General features: G+C 59.2%; 8 protein-coding genes. 5 read left to right on the forward strand and 3 right to left on the reverse strand.

What is annotated here, in order from left to right:
• The 4 genes from VN623_RS09690 to VN623_RS09705 form a co-directional block, all read left to right on the forward strand.
• The coding region (locus tag VN623_RS09690) for a class I tRNA ligase family protein (RefSeq protein ID WP_325570516.1) at positions 1 to 1075 on the forward strand (1075 nt) is incomplete at its 5' end.
• Positions 1062 to 1619: an LPS assembly lipoprotein LptE gene (lptE, locus tag VN623_RS09695; RefSeq protein WP_325570518.1), complete on the forward strand. Its 558-nt coding sequence runs from the start codon at positions 1062 to 1064 to the stop codon at positions 1617 to 1619. The genes VN623_RS09690 and lptE, both read left to right, overlap by 14 nt.
• Positions 1620 to 1635: 16 nt before the next feature.
• The gene (gene holA / locus VN623_RS09700; protein ID WP_325570520.1) at positions 1636 to 2664 is read left to right on the forward strand and encodes a DNA polymerase III subunit delta; all 1029 of its coding nucleotides are present in this window, start codon (positions 1636 to 1638) and stop codon (positions 2662 to 2664) included.
• A gap of 105 nt (positions 2665 to 2769) precedes the next feature.
• Positions 2770 to 3162: a hypothetical protein gene (locus VN623_RS09705; RefSeq protein ID WP_325570522.1), complete on the forward strand. Its 393-nt coding sequence runs from the start codon at positions 2770 to 2772 to the stop codon at positions 3160 to 3162.
• 19 nt (positions 3163 to 3181) lie between these two features.
• On the opposite strand, the gene VN623_RS09710 is transcribed toward VN623_RS09705, so the two are convergent.
• Complete coding sequence (locus tag VN623_RS09710; protein ID WP_325570524.1) at positions 3182 to 4159, reverse strand: MBL fold metallo-hydrolase; 978 nt, start codon at positions 4157 to 4159, stop codon at positions 3182 to 3184.
• A 141-nt stretch (positions 4160 to 4300) separates the two neighbouring features.
• Here VN623_RS09710 and VN623_RS09715 point away from each other — a divergent pair, with 141 nt between their 5' ends.
• Entirely contained in the window at positions 4301 to 4477 is a 177-nt protein-coding gene (locus tag VN623_RS09715) for a hypothetical protein (RefSeq protein WP_325570526.1), read from the forward strand.
• Positions 4478 to 4493: 16 nt separating this feature from the next.
• On the opposite strand, the gene VN623_RS09720 is transcribed toward VN623_RS09715, so the two are convergent.
• Entirely contained in the window at positions 4494 to 4646 is a 153-nt protein-coding gene (locus VN623_RS09720) for a DUF3309 family protein (protein ID WP_325570528.1), read from the reverse strand.
• A gap of 67 nt (positions 4647 to 4713) precedes the next feature.
• Positions 4714 to 5223 (reverse strand): response regulator (locus tag VN623_RS09725; protein ID WP_325570530.1); only part of this gene is annotated, 510 nt, incomplete at its 5' end.

Here is a 5223-nt window from a genome sequence, read left to right on the forward strand (position 1 = left end):
CGCCCGTTTCACCGATCCATGGATCAAGACCGCACCAACCGATCGCAAGATCGTGGATGAATGGCTTCCCGTCGACCAGTACATCGGCGGCATCGAGCACGCGATCTTGCATCTGCTCTATTCGCGCTTCTTCACTCGCGCGATGCACAAGACCGGACATGCCGGCATCGATGAGCCGTTTGCCGGCCTGTTCACGCAGGGGATGGTGGTGCATGAGACCTATCGCAGCCTCAGCGGCGACTGGATTGAACCGGCGAACGTCAAGATCGAGGGTATGGGCGACACCCGCCGCGCAATGATCGCTTCAACCGGCGAGCCGGTCGAGATTGGCTCGATCGAGAAAATGTCGAAGTCTAAGAAAAACACGGTCGACCCCGACGACATTATCGCTGCCTACGGAGCCGACACCGCGCGCTGGTTTATGCTTTCGGATTCTCCCCCCGATCGCGACGTGATCTGGACCGAGGAAGGCGTGCAGGGCGCCTGGCGATTCGTACAGCGGTTGTGGCGACTGGTCGCGGAAATATCCGGAATTAACGCGCCGCCAGCACGACCGGCGACATTTGGCGAGCAAGCCACCGCTGTACGCAAGGCCGCCCACCGCGCGCTCGCTCACGTTTCTGACGATATCGACAAGCTCCGTTTCAATCGTTGCGTCGCCCACATCTACGAATTTGCCAACGCGCTCAGTGACGCCATCGGAAAGATCGAGACGGCGCCTGCCGCCGACCTCGGCTGGGCCTTACGTGAAGCTGCCGATATCCTGGTACGGCTCTTCCATCCCATGATGCCCCACCTCGCCGAGGAATGCTGGGCGGCGCTGGGGCATAAAACGTTCGTCGCCACCGAGGCATGGCCGCAGGTCGAACCGGATCTCCTGGTAGAAAGTACCGTTACCTTGCCCGTACAGATCAACGGCAAAAAACGGGCCGATGTAACGGTGACCCGCGATGCGGGAAAGGCCGACATTGAGGCTGCCGTTCTTGCCCTTGATGCTGTAAAAAGGGCGCTGGAGGGCAAAAGCCCGAAAAAGGTCATTGTCATCCCGCAGAGGATCGTCAATGTCGTGGTCTGATACGATGCGCTTCGCAAGGGTTTTCGCTGCCTTGGCGCTGGCCGGCCTCACCGCAGGCTGTTTCCAGCCGCTTTACGCGGAGCATCCGACGGGCGCCGGCAATGCCAGCATTGTCGGTCAAATGAGAGCGGTCGACGTTTCACCAATCAACGCCCCCGGGGGCAGCCGGCTTAACCGCGTTACCGTCAATGTGCGAAACGAACTGATTTATAGCCTAACCGGCGGCAGCGGCGGGATCTCACCCACTCATCGACTGGACGTTAAGCTGACGGCTACGCAGCTGCAGATCATCGTCGACATCAATACGGCGCGGCCGGACATCAACAACTACGGCATCGACGGCACATATACCCTGACCGAGCTCGCGACCGGAAAGATTGTTGTCAAAGGTCAAACCTTCGCACGCGTATCGTACAATATCCCGGGTCAGGAGCAGCGCTTCGCGGGCGAGCGCGGCTTGCGCGACGCCGAAAACCGTGCCGCCAAGGAAATCGCGGACAATATCCAGTCGCGGCTTGCGTCGTATTTCGTAGCGGGTTCGTGAAATTTGCTTCGGCGCCATGACCGCCATTAAAGCCTCGGACGTCGATCGTTTTATCGCGAGACCGGATCCAGCACAGCCGATCGTGCTCGTATTCGGTCCCGACGCCGGTTTGGTTCGCGAACGCGTCGACGCGTTGGTGCGCGCGTCGGTCGACGATCCCGATGATCCATTCGCTCTGGCACGTATTGAAGGCGATGAGCTCGCGGGCAATCCGGCGCGGCTCGTTGAGGAAGCGCACACGGTGCCGCTGTTCGGCGGGCGGCGGGCGGTTCTGGTGAAAGCGGGTACGCGTAATATTGCTTCCGCGGTGGAAACCGTGATCGCCTCTCCTTCGAGCGAATGCCGCGTTATCATTGAAGCCGGCAATCTCAGCAAAAGCGCCCCGCTGCGCTCGCTCTGCGAGAAGACGAAAGTTGCCGCCGCACTGCCCTGCTATGCAGATAGTGAACGCGCGCTCAGTCAACTGATTGACGAAGAGATGCGCGAAGCCGATCTCGTCATTGCGTCCGACGCACGCGTCGCGTTGCTTGCATTGCTCGGCAGCGACCGGCTCGCGTCGCGCAACGAGATTCGGAAGCTTACCCTTTACGCAATGGGCAAGAAGAGCATCGAAGTTACCGACGTCATGGCGGTCGTGGCAGATGCATCGCAGATAGCACTCGACGGAGTGGTTGATGCGGTTTTCGCCGGGAGAGCCGGAGAGGTTGATGCCGAATTTGGCAAGGCCCGCGCCAGCGGCTCGTCGCCGGCGGCCATTGTCTCAGCGGCGATCCGCCAGGTGGCCAATCTGCACAAAATGAAACTGGCTCTCGAAGGCGGCGATTCGATTGAGTCCGTCATGAAACGCGCCGGGCCCCCTGTTCATTTCAGCCGCGAGCGCGCCGTCGGGGAAGCGCTGCGCGCATGGCCGCCGGCACGTCTGTTGCGTGCGATGGAGCAATTGGCCGAAGCCACGCTCGAGATGCGGCGCAACGCTCCTTTGGTTGAAGCGATCGCTCAACGCACCCTGCTCTCGATTGCGGTCAATGCCCGTAAAAAGGCCTGACAAGCGCCGCGTAATGCAACTGGCTTAAATCGAATTACCTCAACGATCCCAATCCGAATCGACCCCTTTAGAACTGATCAATGCTTTTTCACTAAACATTTCATTATGAGCGTAGCTCGCGGACTGACAGACGGCATGAGGAATATGCGGGCCGTCGGCTTGCGGCGAGACCTGCGTCGATCGCAGGAAACGCGCGTCAGTTTCTGGCGCGCGACAATCGTGTCATCGTTCTTCATTGCTGCCGTGGGAGCAAGTCTGTTCCTCGGCGCAGTGATCGTGGCCGGAACGCTGCGCGGCAAAGACGGCTCGAATGAACTGACAGCGGACGGGCGGACCGGACGAGTCGCCCGCTCACTGCGCGATGGAACGCTTTGTCACTATATTATCTTTGACAACAAGACCGCCCAGACCATCGAAGACCGCGTCGGCCGCTGTGACGAAAGCAAAACCAAGCCGAAGCAGGAACGCCCGCCAGCATTCAGCTGGGGTGGCCGGTAAACCGACCATCGCGCCTCCCCTAGAGATTGAGTTGATAGCTATGCGGCACCCAGCGGTAGCCGGCCTGCCCTTTCTCCACATAGCCAATTCCGGGAAATGGCATGTGAAAACTCGCGACAAAAAGCCTGTCGGTCGCAAGCATGTCGAGAATGCGCTTTCGTGTCGCGACGGCCCTGTCTTTGTCGTCGTCCATCTCGAAATGCCATTCCGGGCGTTGCACTGCCATGACGTACTGAGTGCAGGTATCGGCGGTGACCATGAAACGTTTGCCGTTATTCTCAATATGGAACGCCAGCAGGCCCGGTGAATGTCCAGCAGCGTCGACGGCGGTAATGCCCGGCGCGACCTCATCGCCTGGCTTCATGAACGTCGAGCGGTCGGCCAGCGGCACACAAATTGTCATGAACAGTTCGCGGTTGAACTTGCGTGCTTCGCGGACGTTCTCGCCACGTTTCCAGAAATCGAACTCGGCCGCGCCGAATACATAGCGCGCATTGCGAAACACGGGCATCCCGCCTTCGACCAACCCGCCGATGTGGTCCGGATGCCCATGCGTGACGACAACAACGTCGATGTCTTCCGGACGGTAGCCTGCAGCCGCAAGCCGTGCCGCGGTCTGGCCAGGAGGAAGACGCTTGCTGAGCTGCTCATATTCGCGCGGGAGCGCACCATTGCCCGTGTCAAACAGGACCAGCTGCTTGCCGGTGTTCACGAGCGTCGGAATATTGGGATGCTCGAATCGCTGAGTATCGATATTGTTGGCGCGAGCAAGAGCCATCACCTCATCAGCTGAGGCGTTGGCGCCGTAGTGCGGATGCAAACCTTCCCGAATTGCCTTGGCATCCAGAACCGTCGCAACCTCGAACTCGCCGAGTTTGAAACGGTAAATCGTCGGCTGTAATTCGCCTTGGAGTGTAGCGGGCACCTTGGTTCTCCCCGTTTCGTCGCGCCTGCGGATGCTTAGCAGTTGGGGTCGGCTGCGATCCAGCGGGAACAAACATGGTCCAACGGTGGGATTGTCTTTCGGCGGCGCTCCATTCGCTCTATGCTGTCTGCCGCAACGTCATCCATATCCGGGAGATCGTCGATGGCCCGAAAAAAACGCAAGCCGTCCCTTCGCAAACGAACGAAATCCAGAGTGGCGACCAGAAAGGCGGCCAAGCGTGGCGGCAAAGCGCGACCACTTCGCAAGCGGCGGCCGCGAAGCCTCGGCAGCAAGGTAAAGGGCGCCTATCGTGCGGTCGTCGACACGATCAAGGGCACCGATCAGCTCCGCAATAAAATGGAGCTGCCCGCGACCTCAGAAACGGAATGATCGCGTCGCGGCTCGACTAGAGCCGCCCCATCAGGACGAGGATCAGGACAATAATCAGCACCAGGCCCAGGCCACTCGAAGGGTAGTATCCCCACTCACCGCTGTACGGCCAGGTCGGAAGCGCGCCAAGAACGAGCAGAAGAAGAATTATTAAAAGGACAAACCGCATCCTTATCTCCTCGGGAACGCCCGAGTTGCAACGCGGTATTTGTGACGATTGTTCCTTTGTGACGGCGCTATTGAGCGTCTGAGCCGCTGTCAAGAATTTGCCGGATTTTTTGCGCGAGCACACGCTCGATCAGCGGCTTTTGGATGAGCGCGGTACCAGGGTCCAGACGACCGTGATGAACGATTGCGTTGCGAGAATAGCCAGTCATAAAAATAACCTTTGTTCCCGGACGGCGCCGTTCCACTTCAGTCGCGAGCTCTCGACCGTTTTTGCCCGGCAGCACGACGTCCGTCAGCAATAAATCGAATTTCTTGTCGGCATCGAGCAGCCGAAGAGCGGTGGCCGAATCCTTTGCCTCTATAATCTGATAGTTCAGGTCCCTCAGGATCTCGGATGCATACTGGCGCACACCATCATCATCCTCGACGATAAGAATCGTTTCCGCACGACCGCGTTCGGAGCTGGCCGGTTCGTCGACGGAATGAGCTGCCTCATTGCCGTCACTCCGCGGTAAATAGAGCTTGATAGTCGTGCCTTCGCCGGACTCGCTGTAAATTTTGACGTGCCCCTCGGACTG

It is taken from the genome of Hyphomicrobium sp., assembly GCF_035572195.1.
GTDB lineage: Bacteria > Pseudomonadota > Alphaproteobacteria > Rhizobiales > Hyphomicrobiaceae > Hyphomicrobium_B.